The 17,036-nt window shown below is 40.8% G+C and carries 19 protein-coding genes and 2 pseudogenes; 16 read left to right on the forward strand and 5 right to left on the reverse strand.

Annotated features, from left to right (window positions below):
• The first annotated feature begins 19 nt into the window (after positions 1–19).
• From cobO to HUB64_RS08545, 13 genes and pseudogenes are all read left to right on the forward strand, one after another.
• Entirely contained in the window at positions 20–643 is a 624-nt protein-coding gene (cobO, locus tag HUB64_RS08485; RefSeq protein WP_028759371.1) for a cob(I)yrinic acid a,c-diamide adenosyltransferase, read from the forward strand.
• A 283-nt stretch (positions 644–926) separates the two neighbouring features.
• Entirely contained in the window at positions 927–1,076 is a 150-nt protein-coding gene (locus tag HUB64_RS08490; protein WP_158497610.1) for a hypothetical protein, read from the forward strand.
• A gap of 94 nt (positions 1,077–1,170) precedes the next feature.
• Complete coding sequence (locus HUB64_RS08495; protein ID WP_173243078.1) at positions 1,171–1,320, forward strand: hypothetical protein; 150 nt, start codon at positions 1,171–1,173, stop codon at positions 1,318–1,320.
• A 533-nt stretch (positions 1,321–1,853) separates the two neighbouring features.
• Positions 1,854–2,243, forward strand: a complete 390-nt coding sequence (locus tag HUB64_RS08500; protein WP_173243083.1) for a hypothetical protein — start codon at positions 1,854–1,856, stop codon at positions 2,241–2,243.
• A gap of 71 nt (positions 2,244–2,314) precedes the next feature.
• Complete coding sequence (locus tag HUB64_RS23385) at positions 2,315–2,524, forward strand: CbrC family protein (protein ID WP_173496808.1); 210 nt, start codon at positions 2,315–2,317, stop codon at positions 2,522–2,524.
• Between the two features lie 72 nt (positions 2,525–2,596).
• On the forward strand, positions 2,597–2,890 hold the full coding sequence (locus tag HUB64_RS08510) for a hypothetical protein (protein WP_173496809.1): 294 nt from the start codon (positions 2,597–2,599) through the stop codon (positions 2,888–2,890).
• A gap of 186 nt (positions 2,891–3,076) precedes the next feature.
• Positions 3,077–3,649, forward strand: a complete 573-nt coding sequence (locus tag HUB64_RS08515) for a hypothetical protein (RefSeq protein ID WP_028760218.1) — start codon at positions 3,077–3,079, stop codon at positions 3,647–3,649.
• Between the two features lie 52 nt (positions 3,650–3,701).
• Positions 3,702–4,013, forward strand: coding sequence for an SMI1/KNR4 family protein (locus HUB64_RS08520; RefSeq protein WP_231466234.1), 312 nt, complete (start codon positions 3,702–3,704; stop codon positions 4,011–4,013).
• 107 nt (positions 4,014–4,120) lie between these two features.
• Positions 4,121–4,543 carry a hypothetical protein gene (locus HUB64_RS08525; RefSeq protein ID WP_173496810.1) on the forward strand — a complete coding sequence of 141 codons (423 nt, stop codon included), beginning with the start codon at positions 4,121–4,123 and terminating at the stop codon, positions 4,541–4,543.
• 100 nt (positions 4,544–4,643) lie between these two features.
• Positions 4,644–5,084 (forward strand): hypothetical protein, encoded by a 441-nt coding sequence (locus HUB64_RS08530; RefSeq protein ID WP_028760215.1) that lies wholly within the window; start codon positions 4,644–4,646, stop codon positions 5,082–5,084.
• A 46-nt stretch (positions 5,085–5,130) separates the two neighbouring features.
• The gene (locus HUB64_RS08535) at positions 5,131–5,643 is read left to right on the forward strand and encodes a hypothetical protein (protein ID WP_173496811.1); all 513 of its coding nucleotides are present in this window, start codon (positions 5,131–5,133) and stop codon (positions 5,641–5,643) included.
• Between the two features lie 665 nt (positions 5,644–6,308).
• Positions 6,309–7,097: a type IV toxin-antitoxin system AbiEi family antitoxin gene (locus HUB64_RS08540; protein WP_173496812.1), complete on the forward strand. Its 789-nt coding sequence runs from the start codon at positions 6,309–6,311 to the stop codon at positions 7,095–7,097.
• Positions 7,090–7,245: pseudogene (locus HUB64_RS08545) on the forward strand (nucleotidyl transferase AbiEii/AbiGii toxin family protein); the annotation flags it as partial. The gene HUB64_RS08540 and the pseudogene HUB64_RS08545, both read left to right, overlap by 8 nt.
• Before the next feature lie 944 nt (positions 7,246–8,189).
• On the opposite strand, the gene HUB64_RS08550 reads toward HUB64_RS08545, so the two are convergent.
• The 3 genes from HUB64_RS08550 to HUB64_RS08560 all read right to left on the reverse strand — a co-directional run bounded on the left by HUB64_RS08550 (position 8,190) and on the right by HUB64_RS08560 (position 11,488).
• Complete coding sequence (locus HUB64_RS08550) at positions 8,190–9,416, reverse strand: DUF819 domain-containing protein (protein WP_173496813.1); 1,227 nt, start codon at positions 9,414–9,416, stop codon at positions 8,190–8,192.
• A gap of 38 nt (positions 9,417–9,454) precedes the next feature.
• Positions 9,455–10,336: a LysR family transcriptional regulator gene (locus tag HUB64_RS08555; protein WP_028759678.1), complete on the reverse strand. Its 882-nt coding sequence runs from the start codon at positions 10,334–10,336 to the stop codon at positions 9,455–9,457.
• Between the two features lie 123 nt (positions 10,337–10,459).
• Positions 10,460–11,488 (reverse strand): porin, encoded by a 1,029-nt coding sequence (locus tag HUB64_RS08560; protein ID WP_028759679.1) that lies wholly within the window; start codon positions 11,486–11,488, stop codon positions 10,460–10,462.
• 226 nt (positions 11,489–11,714) lie between these two features.
• Between HUB64_RS08560 and HUB64_RS08565 the strand changes: the two genes are divergently transcribed.
• On the forward strand, positions 11,715–13,484 hold the full coding sequence (locus HUB64_RS08565) for a flavocytochrome c (RefSeq protein WP_173496814.1): 1,770 nt from the start codon (positions 11,715–11,717) through the stop codon (positions 13,482–13,484).
• Between the two features lie 457 nt (positions 13,485–13,941).
• On the opposite strand, the pseudogene HUB64_RS08570 reads toward HUB64_RS08565, so the two are convergent.
• Positions 13,942–14,283: pseudogene (locus HUB64_RS08570) on the reverse strand (efflux RND transporter permease subunit); the annotation flags it as partial.
• A 211-nt stretch (positions 14,284–14,494) separates the two neighbouring features.
• On the opposite strand from HUB64_RS08570, the gene HUB64_RS08575 reads away from it, so the two are divergent.
• Both HUB64_RS08575 and trmY read left to right on the forward strand, forming a co-directional pair.
• Positions 14,495–14,794 carry an ATP-binding protein gene (locus tag HUB64_RS08575; RefSeq protein ID WP_249195629.1) on the forward strand — a complete coding sequence of 100 codons (300 nt, stop codon included), beginning with the start codon at positions 14,495–14,497 and terminating at the stop codon, positions 14,792–14,794.
• A 627-nt stretch (positions 14,795–15,421) separates the two neighbouring features.
• The gene (gene trmY, locus HUB64_RS08580; RefSeq protein WP_028759682.1) at positions 15,422–16,018 is read left to right on the forward strand and encodes a tRNA (pseudouridine(54)-N(1))-methyltransferase TrmY; all 597 of its coding nucleotides are present in this window, start codon (positions 15,422–15,424) and stop codon (positions 16,016–16,018) included.
• An 84-nt stretch (positions 16,019–16,102) separates the two neighbouring features.
• On the opposite strand, the gene HUB64_RS08585 is transcribed toward trmY, so the two are convergent.
• Positions 16,103–16,969: a LysR family transcriptional regulator gene (locus HUB64_RS08585; protein WP_173496815.1), complete on the reverse strand. Its 867-nt coding sequence runs from the start codon at positions 16,967–16,969 to the stop codon at positions 16,103–16,105.
• Positions 16,970–17,036 lie beyond the last annotated feature (67 nt).

Consider the following 17,036-nt stretch of genomic DNA (forward strand, 5'->3'; position numbering starts at 1 on the left):
GCAGAGTGAAGAGAAGACCATGACAGCACAAAACGACAATGAACAAGCGCAAATCAAGGCCGAACGCCACAAGGCTCGCCAACAGAAAGTGAAAGCAGGTGTGGATGCTAAAATTGCAGCCGCCCAAGAGGAGAAGGGGATTCTGCTGGTGTTAACCGGTAACGGTAAAGGCAAATCGACCTCAGGTTTTGGCACTGTTGCCCGCGCCGTCGGTCACGGTAAAAAAGCCGCGGTAGTGCAATTTATCAAAGGCACTTGGGAGTGCGGTGAGCGCAATTTACTCGAAGGTGCAGGGGTTGAGTTTCATGTAATGGGCACAGGTTTTACCTGGGAAACCCAAGATAAAGAAAAAGATACCGCCGCCGCTGTACTCGCTTGGGAAGCCGCCGAAAAGCTGCTGCAAGATGAGTCGATTGACTGCGTGATGCTCGATGAGCTGACCTACATGGTGAGCTATCACTATCTGGATGTGGAACGTGTGCTTAGCGCACTTAAAAATCGTCCACCCATGCAGCATGTGATTATTACGGGCCGCGCTTGTCATCGCTCGATTATCGAGCTTGCAGATACTGTCAGCGAAGTGCAACCGTTGAAACACGCATTCGAAGCGGGTATCAAGGCACAGCAAGGTTTTGATTATTAAACTGAGCGTGTTGTTATCATCATAAAGCGATATTTTTTATATCCATATTGGGCTGATAGTAAATGGCGGCCATACCGCCAACGATCACTGTTGCAACAATGGCAATCTTAACGACCATTGAGCTGTTTATCTGGTGAAAAGTTTTTGTCTCAAAGCAAGATAACTTTGTCGTCAGGTGGTTGGATGAATTGTCATTGCTTCCCCAGTGACTCGCCGTCTATTTCTTTCAAAATAAGCATCCATGAGGGCTCGACGGCGGCATCTGCTGCATATGGAAGTGCGAATGCCGCGATCACATGGATGTGAAATAGCGGCCATGTCGCCAACGGTCACAGGTACACCAATGCCAATCTTAGCGATTATTGAACTGTTCATTTGCCTAAAAGCTTTTGCCCCAAAGCAAGATAACTTTGTCGTCAGGTGGTTGGATTAATTGTCATTGCTTCCCCAGTGACTCGCCGTCTATTTCTTTCAAAATAAGCCTCCCTGAGGCTCGGCGGCGGCATCTGCTGCATATGGAAGTGCGAATGCCGCGATCACATGGATGTGAAAGAACGGCCATGCCGCCAACGGTCACTGTTGCAATAGTGACAATCTTAGCGATTATTGAACTGTTCATTTGCCTAAAAGCTTTTGCCCCAAAGCAAGATAACTTTGTCGTCAGTTGTGCTGCGTGAATTGGCATTGTTTCCCCAGTGACTCGCCGTAAATATATCCCTATAGGCTCGACGGCGACATCCATGTCGCCAACGGTCACTGTTGCAACAATGCCAATCTCAACTAACACTTCTGCTGTTCGTTTAGCTAAAAGCTATTGCCCCAAAGCTTGCTAGCATTCATTTAGTGAGTCGAAAACGGACGAATAAATTGCCCTACAAAATCTCATCTATTTAACGAATGTTTGGCCCTACCGTAAAGCGACTAACAATGTATGGGTACAGTCGTATTTAAATTTAGATGCTTTTGAGTGTTTTTAAGCTCATTTTTTTACGCGTTTATCCAGCATGAAATTAACAAAACCCTTTAAAATCATTTGTATATATTTTTCCAAAATTAGTTAATAGGTTTGGAAAACGCGCATGCGCGTTTTTCCGGATGGTGTATTTGATAAAAAACTGATAAGTTCTTTGCATACAGGTAGTTAACTGTGCGCATTTTCACTGGTCTAATGAGGTAAACGCGCATGCGCACTAATAAAATGTTATGAGCTATGACCACTGATAGAGAAAGTGCTGAATACTGGTACGGTGAGTTAATCGAAGGGCTTCGCCTGATATCTAGCGAATTTGAGGTTCAAGAAAGACGTTTGCCTGAATTTGTGCACCTTCCTGATGAAGTTCTTAATGCAGTATCGTTGGATACTTTAGGGTTGGTTGTTAGTGCTGGTTTATTGTCGAAAGAACAATATTCTAAAGTACAAGTTCTAGACGAGGCATTAGAGAACATTGAATTGCCATCGGATTACGAAGAAATGATTGAGCAAATGAAATCCGGCGATGATTTTAAGGCACTAAGGTTGCATGCTCGAGATTTACTAACCTGTCTAAATCAACCATACATGGAGCCTAATATAAGTGCTATTTACGTTAAAGGCTCATAACAAGGTGCTCAAGAGCCGACGCGCGAAAAGCGCGCGCGTCTTAGCACGGCGTTATATTTCTAAGGTAAGTTATGATCTTTCCCAAGTTTAAATACCATCCCGATCCGATAAAAACTGGGAGTATAGTAGAGAGTAAAAACTCATGTGATTGCTGCAAGCATCAGCAGGGGTACGTTTACTCAGGTTCTATTTATAGTAAAAATAGGCCAGACTCAATCTGTCCTTGGTGCATTGCCGATGGTGGTGCAGCTAAAATGTTCNAGCGAAAGTGCTTTCGATGAATTGCTTCACCGAACTCCTGGGTTTTCAAGTTATCAAGAAATTGAAGGACGCCGCTACGTTAGGCATACAAAATGAGCCGTAGATACCTTAATCTTCAAGAAGCTGAGTCGGCGCTTAAGCGAGGAAAAGCAGTTGAGTGCTTTCTTGGTGGCTGTGAACGGGATGGCCGTGCTGGTATTCAGTGGCTAAGCGTTCGAGTTTCCAAATCCGAAATAGATGTTTCAGTTTACGAAACTGCTGATTTGGGTGATGAATCATTCCTTGATATTTATGAGTTTGGTCCACTAGATCCAGATCTAGAGGATGCGAATGAGGTCAAATCATTCACTTCATTTGGCCAAGCGATAGAGTTTATTGAGCAATGATTCGCAGGATCATCTGAAAGGTTATTGAACGAGTTTATGATTCAAGCTGAATATGCCGACTATATTTCGAGGGGCCGGAAGTAGAAATGCCTAACAATCGCAGGCATAGCGACGGCCTTTTCGTTGCGGCTCCGCCTTCACTACAAAGCCGCGCGTGCTGCGGACATTAGCTTTATGGATAAATCGATGCTTTTAGAAAAATTGCAGAATTCGTTAAGAGATGCATTTCAAGAATGTATAAGTTCAAATTATTCTAAGCCTAGATTATTTCATGCAGCTAGAAGTAAAGCTTGGGTGAAAAACATCGCAGCATCATTTAGAGAAGAATATGTTCAAACTGAATACAGAGTTTTTTCAGCAGATTATTCTAATAATAGAAGCGAATTTAAATTAAATGAATTGCTTTTTGATATTAGTGTTGTGAATGTTAAATCTATACCTTCTGCGTCAAACAAGAAGCAGCTAATCTATGTGAATAAAATGGAATGGGCTATTGAAAGTGAATTTCAAAGAAGCGATAGTCGCGCTTCTATAATCGATTTTAGTAAATTGGCCATGGCTCGATCAGAAAATAAGCTATTGATACTCTCTCAAAGTAAAAGTATAAAAAATTGGGCGTTATCAATACTGAGTGGTGCTGTACCGGAAGATGGTGATAATTACTTCTTAGCATTTGTACCTCATCCTGAAAGTTGGGATGAAGACATGAAAGTGGAACTATATTCTCATGGTAAAGATGGCTGGGAAGCAAGAAGCTAACAAGGCAAGGCACAAAACCTCCAGCGTGTGCTCGCGGCGTTAAATGGACAGCATGAACATCGAAGCCCTTAAGCAAATTTTGCAGTCATGGATCGCTGAAGGTTACGCCGAAGGTGAATTGTCGGTGGAGCCCGAATGGTATGTTCTGTGGCATCCCGAAGAAATAGAAGAATTTAACCGTGATTACCAGCTACCCGAGTACGCGCCGGGGTTCGTAACATTCGGTGGTAATGGTGGTGGAGAGCTTCTGGTAGTAAACGATGAGGGTGAGGTGTTTTATTTGCCCGCAATAGGGATGGCACCTGATACGGCAATAAAAGTTGCAAGTAGCCTGCAAGATTTCAAAGGCTACATGCAAAAATGAGCAAGCCATTTAATAAACTGCTGTTGTCGCCCCGTCGGGGCTGGGACGGCCTTTCCGCCGCTGCGCGGCTACAAGTCCGCCCCAAAGCCGGGCGTTAGGTGCCTCCCTTGAAGTTTAAACCACCACACTATGAGTTTGTTCTCGATATAGCTTTAGAAATGACCAATACAGATAATAATCAGTCATATTGGGCTTCTTACAATCAACTCAGAGATGTGTGTGAAAAACATGAAGGTACTATTTTAGATCATGCTTTTCAGTGGGAAACACTGGCAGATTTTACTTCGGACAAATCTGAAGCGATTAATCTCTATTTAAAAGCATTGGCTTTAGCAAAAAATAGCGAAGAACAAGACTATATTGCTTCTATATCGTTTGGGCTTGCTGAGTTGTATTTAGATTTAGGTCAAAATGAAAAAGTTAGAATTTATATTGATACTGCCAACGATGCATCTGAACAAACTTCGGATTTATCCTTGAGGACTGAAATTGTTGATTTTTTACTCAGTTTTAATCAAAATGCCACCTAACAAGCCAATGTTGCTGGGACTTTTACTCGCTGGTGCTTCGTACCAAAACACTCACAAACGCCGCAAATTGGGGCGTTAGCAGCCTAAAAGGATTTGAGCTTTGAATCAGATTGGAAAAAAACTCTGGAATTTAGGGGCCGCAATATTTTGGGGTGGGGTTGTAATTACAACAATTCTATATTCCTTCATGTACTTGATGAGTACAGCATGTTCTACAGATGAATACGAAGAACTTTATTCTCCTAATGGGGAGTTGCGAGCGGTAGTTATAATGACTGGCTGTGGTGGTTTTTCTAGTCCCCAAACTCAGATATATGTAGAACGAATAAAAAATAAATCTTTATCTCCATTCTCGTTAAAAAAAACTGATGCTTTGATTCGCTTAGATGGAAAACCTGACGATGTAAGTTATCAAATTGAATGGGAAACTAATGAAAAATTTGTTATTTCAAATTTTGATTTCTCCAAGATGATGGCATTTAAAAATCAATCTTGGGGTACTGAATTACCAAGAATTTATTTTGCAGTAAACGGCAGCTAACAAGCTGTTAAACAAGAATAAAATACAGTTGTCTTTTGGGAGTTTTATGCTTAGACGGATTATTTATATATCAATAATACTCGCGATAGGTGTCCTCATAGGCTGGTTAGCGAATACTTATGTTAATGGCGCGGATATTAGAAAAGCATATACATCAAGCACAATCTCAGGAATAGTGAATGACTTCGAAATTATTGGTTCGCTTGATGAGCAAGGCTTGTTCACTGATAAGATAAAAGAGCAATACAATAAAAAGTTTAATTCGACTGTATTCTATCTTATGTTTCTTAAACCCAATTACACGGAACTTACGGCGAACCCAACTCAAACACTGTGCAGATTAGTAGAATATCAATCAAAATACGGAATTGAGCTTAATTCCGAAACGGATAAAGTAGTAAGTGACTATTTAATTCAAATTGAACCAGTAATCCGTAAAGAAATGGCTAGTATTCAAAGTTTTGCAGGTGGCAGTGGTTGTAATATCGGTGGAACACCTGCTACAAGTAAAGTCTGTCGTTATGACGACCCCGCTCGCTGTAGAAAAAATGAGACATAACAAGTTTATTAAGTTCGCCTAACGAGTTGGGTTGGGACGAGTATACAGCACGCGCCCCTTACAAAAGCGTTAATCATAGATTTTTTATCCGAAACTGACGAGTTAGAGTTAAGGCTTTAACTCGGAAATGTCAAAAAATGAGCTAGTAAATCACTCTGCACCAGCCTGATTCACGCGAGTCCCTAAAACCCGCCCTAGAGCCCAGTTTGCGGCTATTCTGTGGCGTTTTTGCTATAGAATTAATCAAACTCAAGAGAACTGATTAAGACCCAAATATGGGCCTGTTATTCCCATTCCGACTAGTTATATCGAGCGTTGATTAGTTTGTAGATAAAAGAGGTTGTAATAATAGAATAGCTAATTCGAATTTTACTAAACAGATTATTCATGTCCTCCGTTAAAACCTGCCACTAGTTCCCTGTATTGAGTTGTTAAATCTCTAGAGAACTGATCTAATCTCATGCAAATAAACAATATTGTATTTGTTTATGCTCGATGGTGACTGATTGTATTTAACCGCGGAACAACGGCGGCGCCCCCTCTCATTCAGTGAGTTTATAATTCACGGTAAAAGTGCACTTTAGGTGCGAATATGTTGCAATTTATAAACTCTGCTTCTATATCTGGTTTAATTTACTCTATATTTTGGTACTTATGGTGCAACTATGTCATCAAAAATAAACTGGCTTATTAATCATACGAGTCCTGGTGCGGTAGTGCTTCAGTCGTGGTTAACACAAAATGAGATCAACTCATCTTTGGTGAGAAAATATGTGCAGAGTGGTTGGTTGTACAAGATAAGTGCGGGGGTTTACGTTCGTCCTGAGCCAACACGCAAGTTACAGCCTCATTGGGTTGAAGCGCTCAAGGCTGTGAATGAGCAGCTAAAGCTTTCTGTTCACCTTGCGGGAGTCAGTAGTCTAACGCATCAAGGGCTTAGTCATTATCTTCAACTAAGCAGCGAGCAAGTTTGGGTTGGCTGTCAAAGTAAGCAGGCGTTGCCAAAGTGGTTCCGTGAATTGGAGGAGCAAAACTGGCTTTTTTATTCCAGTAGCAAGCTGACCCAAACGTTGGAAAAAGACTTTATTACTATAGGGGTGAACAATAGGGAGGTTAAGGCAAGTTGTGCGGAGCTTGCCGCCTATGAGGTCGTCAATGCCATTGGCAAACATATCAGTTTTGAGCATGCCGCGGAGCTGTTTCAAGGGTTAGTGAATCTCAGCCCACGTAAAATTCAGTCAATACTGAATCGAAGTGAAGCCGTACAAGCTAATCGCGTATTTCTCTTTTTAGGCCACTACTATCAACACCAGTGGAGCAAAAGGCTAGATGAGCAGCAAATCACGCTCGGTGCGGGAAAGCGTCAGGTGGTGGCTCATGGCCGTTACGATGGACGGTATCAAATAACAGTGCCAGTATCGTTTATTAAGACAGAAGAAAATCGATATGAATAAGTCATCGATATACTACCAGCAAGTGACGTTGCTTATTCGGATGCTGCCGCTCGTCGCCCAAGAGAAGGTATTTGCTCTAAAGGGCGGTACGGCTATCAACCTATTTGTACGCAACTTCCCACGCTTATCGGTCGATATCGATTTGGCTTAAATCCATTACAGTGATCCGCGCAATCGCGTAACTCAACTAATCGCCAGCAAGGCACCATGCTTAAATAACTGCAAACAGCGTTAGTATTGCCACCACGGATGATCATGACTGTGGATGCCGTAACTGCCTAAGGTAATGTCACCGCCAGCAGTGCCAGCGGTCACACTATCCGCACCATTGGCTCAGGAACGGTTGGCGATCACATCTACGTATAAGACGGCAGGATCCTAAACCGCACCCGACTTGCCATTTGTGGTGATTGAGGTTTACCTGCATACCAAATTTGTGCCCTTTCCTGCAACCTTAACCCAAGATATTGAAGGGTTTGTATTGGCCAAACTCTACGTTTGAATAGTAATACATTAGAATTACTAGGAAGATATTTACTCTATAAATAGGGGACTAACTCCGTGTAAGTCTATGAAAACAAAGAGTGCAGAAAACGCAAACTAGGTTAAAATTAGGTAATTTTCTAGGTTGATTTTTGCAAGATATTTTGATTTAAATACTTTAGTATCAAAGGTGTAGGCGGTTTTTAAAATCAATCATGGGGTGTCAGGGGGCGGAGGTTCGAATCCTCTCATACCGACCAAATTCCTCTTTTTATAAGAGTTAAAAAGCCTGCAAACTTAATCGTTTGCAGGCTTTTTTATTTTAGTGCGATTTTTAAATTCATTTTAGTCATACCAAAAGACTGAGGTATATGTATGGTAAAGTGTCTCCAGTTTGAATCATGAAAAAACATAACAAATATGGGCAGGCTGCGCGTAGCTGCGACTTTATCACAGTGTTGAATCACCCCGAGGTTTGATTGATAGGGGGGATGTATAAGTTGTATTGTTAAATAGAAATTTTCTGAAAGCTTTGGGTAATGCTTTGAAGATTCAGAAGTGGCATTTATTGGGAGCAAAAAATTAGTTGGACACACTTTTGTTCCCATCTTATGGTTGAATAAACTGCATTAAAAAACCCAAATACCACGCCAACAAAGACGCCCAAGTATAACCCCAAACTGCCATCAATAAAGCAGCGGAAGCCAGCCTTGGGTGAAAAGCGCTGGCGATAACTGGTGCAGAAGCCGCACCACCAATATTACACTGACTCGCGATCGCGAAGTACATGATAGGTAATCGAAAACATACAGTAAAAATAAATAAGATAATAATGTGTATAGAGAACCAAATAAGAGCGATACAAACGTAATAGGGCGCGGCGCTCAATGCGCTAATATCAAAGTTCAACCCCATCAACATTATCATGATATAGATAAAAAAAAGAGCTGCCTGCTGAGTTTCCTTGACTAACACATGTCTTGCATTTGTTAATGAAAATAATAATCCTAAAAAAGTTGCAATTAATACTGACCAAAAAAATTCAGAAGTAAGATTGTATTTAAATAAGTGTGGGAAACTATTAGCGATTCTTGTTGCAAGGAAGGATGATAATTTTTCACTGAAGAAAATTACAATGAAAAAAGTCAAGCTCAATATCAGAATCCAATAATAGCTTGTTTGTTTTCCTATCACTTTACGTTTGATGTCAGTGCAAAATATCGGTCTATAGCTTTTATCAGCTTTCAAGAAATCATCGATTTTATCTTGGCGTTCTGCAATGAAAAGTAATATAACCATCCATATACCGGAAAAAAGAATATTAATAGCCATCATTACCGCAAATACGGCATCACCGACACTGTGGATTTCTTTTACAGCCAATTGATTGGCGGTTCCGCCAAGCCAGTTTGCCATCAGTGTTGACATGCCTTTCCAGGCAGCATTATCTCCCTGCCAGATGAGTTCGTTCGGAAAAAATATAGAGCCTAACCATAGGCTTAATGGACCGCCAATACAGATGCTCACAGCACCTAGCACGTACATACCGAGAAGTTTTTTTCCCACTAAACTGAGAGCAAAGAAATCGGTACCTAAAATCAGCAAAAATAAACAACCGGGCATTAAGTGTGTTTTTGCCATTTCGCTAAGTTGACTATGACTTGCATCAATAATATTTAGCGAGCTAAAGATGGCAGGTAAGGTGTAGCACATTAGCATCAGTGGAAAAATACGATAAAATTGCTTAAAAAGTGTAATAGAGGATGTGTGTGTATAAAATAAACCACATAGTAAAAAGACTAAAAAAAATCCTATTCCAAGATCTGATGATATCAATTAAATTCACCTAGTAAGAATAGCGGGTATACATTATTTTACAGTAGCTTACTAAAGGCTAGGAAACTCATGCTTAATGCAGATAATTCTTCTCCTTCACGCTGAATTGACCAATAAGTTCGTTTATAATCCCATCCATCCACAGGTAATAAAATAAGGTCTTTTCTTGCTAATTCAGCGTCAATCGCTAATAGGGGTAATACACTCAAACCTATACCTGTTCCAATTGCCCTTTTAATAGAGCCAATGGTTGACATACAGATTTCATCACGAACGTGGATATTTAAGCTTTTTAATAACTGAATTGCACGAATTCGAGAGAACGATGATTCATGGTCGAATATCCACAATTGTTCACTAAGCCAAGATTTTGTATTTAAACCATTTGCAGCAGGATGAGTTACGCCACTCACAATGCAAAGATTATCTTGTAACCAATGCTCACAAATGAGATTTTTACTCGCGGGTTTAGCATCAATAAAGCCTAAGTCTAGTTCTTTTTCTGAAACCATTTTTTCAATAACTAAACTATTATCAATGACTAGTTTTATTTTTACATCGGGATATTGGTTCTTAAATAATGGAATTTTTTTAGATAATACATAGTTGCCAGCAGTCTTACTGCTCCCAATGGTTAACGTCCCCTTAATGCCATGTTCAGGGAATGAAAATATATTTTCTAACTCTTTTCCCTTGGACAGCATTTCATTAGCATAAGGTAATATTATTTCTCCATGCGCATTTACAACCAAACCTCCCGCCACTCGCTCAAATAATCTGCAGCCTAAAGAACTTTCTAATTCTTTAAGTGCCATACTTACAGCAGGCGTTGACATATGAAGTACTTTTGCCGCTTTTGAGATCTGCCTCTCAGAATGTATGGCTTTAAAGATCATCAATTGTCTTAATGTTATCCGCATCAAATGCTCCGCGAGGGGGAAATCAGTTATACTAGCAGTATAATAGTTTAAAACGATAAATAATTAACATGATAAATATCTGATTTTTATAAAGCGGCTATTTAGCCGCTTTATCCATAGAGGTTAAAATAGATATCTTGTAGATACAAAAATGAGAGTGTCATCAAACTCAGTATGTCCTTTGACGTCAGTATAGTCACCATCAAAATAGGAAATACCTACCCCAAAAGTCAAATCCTTTTGAGCCTTAAAATCAACGCCTACTGAATATTGACTTGCATCACTCTCTCTTAGTGTTTTTAGATCTGCTCCGGCATTTTTTGTCACTTTACCCAGCCCAGCATCATCTTTTAAATATTGAAATTTTATATCATATTTATTAATAGGAACAACCATACTTAACAGGTAGGAGTTACCTTTAATATTATCATAAATACTTGACTCAGAGCGCTGGTACATAGCCCCCAATTTTACGGATGAAATAGCAACACCACCCACCAGTCTTGTTGCCTCTAACTGGTTCAATCCATCAGCATAGGCTATTGAAATATAGTGACTATTCTTTTTAAATGCAGCATCGCCTAGGGAAAAACTAATTGCATAATTGTTTTGTTTATCAGAAAGTTCTGGATTTTTTTGATTAAAATCCTTTTCAAAAACATAACTAATACCCATAGTAACACCTGCGACCTTAGCGCTATTTAATGTTACCGAATCGCCTAATCTATCGTTACCTGCAATGATCATATTCATATCGCTTGAGGTAATATTAAATAAATCCACTTTACCTTCAGCACTTTTAAAAACGGTATCATTTCTTCCGAAAACAGCTGAACCATAGTTAGTTTTAAAACCTAAGTATGAGTTTCTCGGTTTGAAAATATTAGAATCATCGTTATCAAAGCTTTCTATCCCTGCTTCAAATTTATATAACAAGCTAAAATTATCATATACACTATACTCACCTTTAACGCCTAAATATGATGCATAATTTTCAAGGGAAAATCCATCAACTTTTTCGTTACCAGAAAGACCATTACTTGAGTTGGCCACACCAAGCCACAGTCTTCCATAAAAATCTAGTGGCTCAGATAAAGCTGGAGTTGAACAAATTAAAATTAAACTAAAACCAATATATTTAGTGTTTTTCATCGACATCACCTTTTTAGAATGTAAAAGCAATGCCATATTAGAGATTTAAGCAAACACATCTCCGCTTTAGATCACATCTAATCAACAAAAATATCGAGTTAAGCATAACTTAAAGTGTGTTAAGTTATATTTAACAATTTCAATTTATTGCTCAATGTCACTATTTAAAAAAATTAAGAAACTATCATCACGCCAAATCTTACCAAAATAAAAACTGGAGAATTGCATGAAGATAAAATACTTGAGTATTATTGTCTGTTCGATTTTAACTGCGTCATCATGGGCTGCTGATAATAAAAATGATTTAGCATCATTCCATAAAGATGTTAATGGTTGTAAAACCTGCCATACAGCACCTAATAAAGTGAGCGATAGCGAGACATTTGAAAATAAGCAATGTAAATCCTGCCATGGTGATTATGGGAAACTAGCAAATCCTAAACTAGAAATTGACCCACATTCTTCACATTTAGGTGATATTAATTGTACGTCTTGTCATAAAGGACATGAACAACCAAAGTTATATTGTAATGAATGCCATTCATTTAAAGGGCTTGACATGCCTTTTAATAAAGCAAAATCTAAAGAACCGTGGGACAAAGGTTGGGATAATGAAGCAATAAATAAAGCGATAGCTGCAGGTCCTAAAGAAACAACGGATGTGATTGTTGTTGGAGCCGGTAGTGCTGGGTTTAATGCTGCGATTGCAGCTAAAAAGGCGGGGGCTAACGTTATATTGCTTGATAAAGCACCATTTAGTGGTGGTAACTCTATGCTCGCCGCAGGCGGGTATAATGCTGTGGGTACAGTTCAGCAAAAAGATCATAAAGTCGATGATAAAATCGAATGGTATGTCGAAGATACAATGAAAGGCGGTCGATATGCTAACGACCCTAAATTGGTACAAATATTAGCGGAGCAATCGGCTGATGGCATTAAATGGTTAGAATCTTTAGGCGCCAATATGGATGATTTAAAACGCTCTGGCGGCGCTAGAGTCGATAGAACACATCGTCCATCTGGTGGTTTAAGTGTTGGTCCACATATTATTGATGTACTAAGAAAAGCATCGGATAAAGAAGGGGTTGATACAAGACTCAACTCCAAAGTTGTTAAACTGGTTGTTGATGATGAACAAAAAATTGTGGGTGTTGTCATCCACGGTAAGCACTCTGGTCACTATATGGTTGCAGCTAAGTCGGTTGTTTTAGCCACAGGTGGTTATGGGTTTAACAAAGAAATGATTGCTTTTTATCGCCCTACATTTAAAGGCATGACAAGTTCAAATAATATCACTTCAACTGGGGATGGTATTGAACTTGCTAAAGCAGTCGGTGCAAGTATGACTGATATTGATTGGATCCAGACGCATCCAACAGTAGGAAAAGATAGCCGTATATTAATTTCAGAAACGGTTCGAGGTGTCGGGGCCATAATGGTTAATAAAGAAGGCAATCGCTTTATCAATGAATTAACGACTCGAGATAAAGCCTCCGATGCCATTCTAAAACAGCCTGAACAATATGCTTGGCTAGTATTTGATAATGAATTATATAAAAAAGCTAAAATGGTTCAGGGGTATGACCATTTAGAAATGCTTGAAAAGGCCAATACTGTTGCAGAGCTTGCAAAAATAACAGGAATGACTCCAAGTGTTTTAGACAAAACTATCACAAACTACAACCATTATTTCAAACAGGGTAAAGATGAGGCATTTAACCGTGAGCAGATGCCACTATCAATAGAAAAATCTCCTTATTATGCCGTAAAAGTTGCTCCTGGCATCCATCATACTATGGGGGGAGTTGCCATTGACACTAAAGCTGAAGTACTCGATATACAAAGCCAACCGCTCAAAGGTTTATTTGCGGCGGGAGAGGTGACTGGTGGTGTTCATGGGTATAATCGACTGGGTGGTAACGCTGTCGCTGATACTGTGATTTTCGGTAAAATCGCAGGGACAAATGCTGCCAAACATGCTCTAAATACAAAGTAACGCTAAATCAGTGAGAGACTCGTTATTGTCTCTCACAACATCTCAAGTTTTATTCATCGTAAATATTAGCAATAAAATTATTGCTTGAGTTAAAGTACTCCCCTGCTATTTTTTGAGAGGCTAATGTAGCCTCTCTTTTTTATTTGTCGGCAGCATTAGATATCAGGGATTTTGCTCACTTTTCGATGGCTTCATCTTTTTAAATAGCGCGGGAATATTGGCGAAATGTACTTACTTTTCCATAAAGCTAATCGTTCCCTGTGGGCGAGTTCGGCATTACATTACTATTTGATTGGAGTGTTCACAGACTTGATTAAGTGCCTCATAAGCTGAAACTATTGTGATTACTGAACCTATATTTCCAGCTTTTTAAATGATGACAGATATATTGACTAGCGCTAGCGCTAGTGCTCTGTTGGCTCGTGTCACGAAACTCCTACAGAGCATTAGCGAGGCGTCAGCTCATTTCCTGAGGCTGTTTGGCTGTATTATGCCGCGCAAGCCAGGCACTCAAGCGCTCTTGTGTGCCGATGACAAAGACAAAAAACGCCGGTACGAAGAATATTGCCAGCAAGGTACCACTGAGCATGCCACCGAATACGCCAGTACCGATTGCATGCTGAGTTTCGGCGCTGGCGCCGCTCGCAAGCATTAAGGGTACCACTCCGAGAGTAAATGCCAGTGACGTCATCAGAATTGGCCGTAGACGCAGGCGTGCTGCGGTCACTGCAGCATCTATCAGCGTATGGCCCTCGGCGTGCAGTTGGCGGGCGAACTCGACGATGAGGATAGCGTTTTTGCCGATAGGCCGAGGTGGTGGCTAGGGTGCAGGCGGTATTGCGACGCGATCGCACTAACACGCCTATAAATACCCAAATGTTGCGCGTCGGCCCGTTCCAAATCGACTTAGACAGTCACGAGGCTAGCGTAATCTGTAACGGTCAGCAGCAGGCACTGGATCTGACTTTGACCGAGTTCAAAATGCGCGCCAGCATGCAGAACCTGGCACTTTGACTGTACGATTTTACCGCTCGGGGGCAAGCTATTATCTTTGCGTCGAAGATGAAGGCCCTGGTATCCCTGATGAGGCAGCAAGCTACGTATTCGAAGCATTTCGCCGAGTTGATCCGTCTCGCTCTCGAAAAAGTGGTGGCAGTGGACTCGGTCTCGCAGTGGTTAAGACAATTGCTGAAGCTCACGGCGGCCACGTGGTTTGCCAGCCATCGGGTCGTGGAGGAACAATATTCGTTCTTTCTTGGCCTGTTAAGGCTCCCCTTAACTACATCCTGATACTGGAATTATCTATATGAACGGTGATGTGCTTAGTGATTCCTGCACGTATGGTCACCACGCCAGAGCACATTGCTGAATCGGGAAAATGCAGGGATTGTAGATATTCTCTAGATCCCATTGGTTGTTATTCGATATTGATTACAACTAATGGGATGTTATTTTGTTTGAATACGCTCAATTTGTTGTACTTGTAGCCTTGATATCGCATTTGCGTGTAACTGTACATAAATTTTCGAGGTAATTAAAACGTGCAAAATCACATAATTTATGTTTAAATTTAGCAGGTTATGATTAAGCGGTTCACTGTTATAGAGTGTCAGGGGTCTGAGGTTCGAATCCTCTCAGACCGATCAAATTAGATGCTTTTTGTTAGTTTGTTTTAATCATTAAAATAACCAGCAGTTAAGTAAAACAAAACCCAGTGTTAGCATTGCTATACGGGTTTTGTTTTTTATACCTTTTCGCTGCCGATATGACTAACGCTGCTTGCGACTAAGGTTCAAGTTCGAGTGATTAGGCTGGCTTTGGCACAGCAAAAGGCAAAAGGCAAAAGGCAAAAATTTTCAAGGCGAAATCGTCAATTTCACAAATTATATGCATCCGCCATTTAGCATTTAAGACATTATTGAGTAGGACATTTACCTATGCGCGCGTTTGTTTTACGAGCAAGATCAGCACCTACTGACAGTCAGTTGTTTTTGGCTTCTGTCGGCCAAGAGGCGCATACCGAGATTTTAGCTCATACCCTGATGAACACTATCTTTGTGGCTCAGTCCCATCGAAACGATGTTGTCGTTTATTTGGTGCTAGAAAGTACCCATGATTTTTCCCGCACTATTTGCTTCGATACTCGAAATATTTGCCATATTGGTGGTTTTCACGAGCAAGCTTTGCTCACTAAAATTGCCAAAGCCTTAGATATTTCTCGGGGCATGACCAAGGAGCAAACCCGTGTTGTTGACGAGGGCATCAGTGTTAGCACTATCAGTTTTGAAAAGCTGGTACAGGACCTCGCGGTGGATTATCAATTGTTTATGATGGATAAGAAGGGCACTTCAATCCGTGAGCAAGAATTTGTGGGGAATCCGTGCTTTTTGCTGACCGATCATATTCCTATGCCGAAGAAAAGTTTTAATACCTTGAAACGACTCGGCGCGCAAAAGATTAGCCTAGGGCCTAAGATGTTGTTTGCTTCTCAGTGCGTGGTATTGATCCATAATGAATTGGATATTAATCAATAGCCTCTGAGTCTTATGTATCCGTTGCTAACGCTGACTATCCTTGTGTCGCAACTTGTGTGTCGAACCCCATTTTTTAATGGGGTTTTATATTTTCCCCTTTAAAAATGTGATCGCTTTTTGGGCTCTGCGTGACAAGGGCCATTCCGCGCGGTGGATAAGCCAAATGGTGTCTACAACTTGGCTGCCACATTCCACAACATAGATATCTTCTTGTCGTTCAAAGGCTTTGCGGGCGTATTGCGGTATAACCGTAAATCCTAGCCCTTTTGCGACGGGCTCGAGAATGAGGCTGATTTGGTTGGTAAATCCTTTGCAGGGGATCTCTTGAATGCCGGGGTGAGTTGGATATTTACGGCTAAGCAGCCGAGTTGCCATAGCCTCACCATCGGGATGGGAGATAAACCCTAGCCGTTGTAAATCAGCCCATTCATGTTGTTTATGGCTTGCAGGTACCACAAGTTCAAGCGGCTCTTCGGTAAAATGTGTGCTGTGAATACGAGGATCGGAAGGTTTTAAGGTGACCATGCCGATTTCATGTTCATTGGCCAACACTGAGGCCACTATCTCACTGTCAGGTGCAAAACGGTGGCGAATGCTTAACGCCGGAAAGGCTTGTTGTAATTCGATTAATAATGGAAAAAGCGTTAAACCAATGCTACCTGGAGTGATAAGGCTAATATCACCGGCATTGGCGTCATCATGGATAAGTTTCTGTTGTAGGCGTTTCTGCGCGCATTCAACTTCTTTAACGTAGGTCAGCAGGTTTTCCCCTATGGGAGTGATTTCAAGCTGGCGGGTGCGGCGTAAAAACAGTGTGCCGTAGGTTTCTTCTAAGCGACTGATATGCTGGCTCACAGCCGCTTGGGTGATACCTATAGCTTCGGCGGTGCGGGTGAAATTGCCTTTCTCGACTAGAACGCTAAAGGTGTGTAACCACTGTGGATTTATCATAAGTAAAATTTATCAAATATATAATCTGTATGTGCTTTTAATTATGGCACGATAAGGCTAGTCTGTC

This window comes from Shewanella sp. ISTPL2, from assembly GCF_013283205.1.
Classification (GTDB): Bacteria; Pseudomonadota; Gammaproteobacteria; order Enterobacterales; family Shewanellaceae; genus Shewanella; species Shewanella oncorhynchi.

Coding starts and splice junctions, on each gene's coding strand:
- HUB64_RS08490 (WP_158497610.1), top strand. CDS start 927: ATGCCGCGATCACATGGATGTGAAATAGCGGCCATGTCGCCAACGGTC.
- trmY (WP_028759682.1), top strand. CDS start 15,422: ATGCGCGCGTTTGTTTTACGAGCAAGATCAGCACCTACTGACAGTCAG.
- cobO (WP_028759371.1), top strand. CDS start 20: ATGACAGCACAAAACGACAATGAACAAGCGCAAATCAAGGCCGAACGC.
- HUB64_RS08510 (WP_173496809.1), top strand. CDS start 2,597: ATGAGCCGTAGATACCTTAATCTTCAAGAAGCTGAGTCGGCGCTTAAG.
- HUB64_RS08495 (WP_173243078.1), top strand. CDS start 1,171: ATGCCGCGATCACATGGATGTGAAAGAACGGCCATGCCGCCAACGGTC.
- HUB64_RS08540 (WP_173496812.1), top strand. CDS start 6,309: ATGTCATCAAAAATAAACTGGCTTATTAATCATACGAGTCCTGGTGCG.
- HUB64_RS08585 (WP_173496815.1), bottom strand. CDS start 16,969: ATGATAAATCCACAGTGGTTACACACCTTTAGCGTTCTAGTCGAGAAA.
- HUB64_RS08515 (WP_028760218.1), top strand. CDS start 3,077: ATGCTTTTAGAAAAATTGCAGAATTCGTTAAGAGATGCATTTCAAGAA.
- HUB64_RS08560 (WP_028759679.1), bottom strand. CDS start 11,488: ATGAAAAACACTAAATATATTGGTTTTAGTTTAATTTTAATTTGTTCA.
- HUB64_RS08535 (WP_173496811.1), top strand. CDS start 5,131: ATGCTTAGACGGATTATTTATATATCAATAATACTCGCGATAGGTGTC.
- HUB64_RS08520 (WP_231466234.1), top strand. CDS start 3,702: ATGAACATCGAAGCCCTTAAGCAAATTTTGCAGTCATGGATCGCTGAA.
- HUB64_RS08555 (WP_028759678.1), bottom strand. CDS start 10,336: ATGCGGATAACATTAAGACAATTGATGATCTTTAAAGCCATACATTCT.
- HUB64_RS08500 (WP_173243083.1), top strand. CDS start 1,854: ATGACCACTGATAGAGAAAGTGCTGAATACTGGTACGGTGAGTTAATC.
- HUB64_RS08565 (WP_173496814.1), top strand. CDS start 11,715: ATGAAGATAAAATACTTGAGTATTATTGTCTGTTCGATTTTAACTGCG.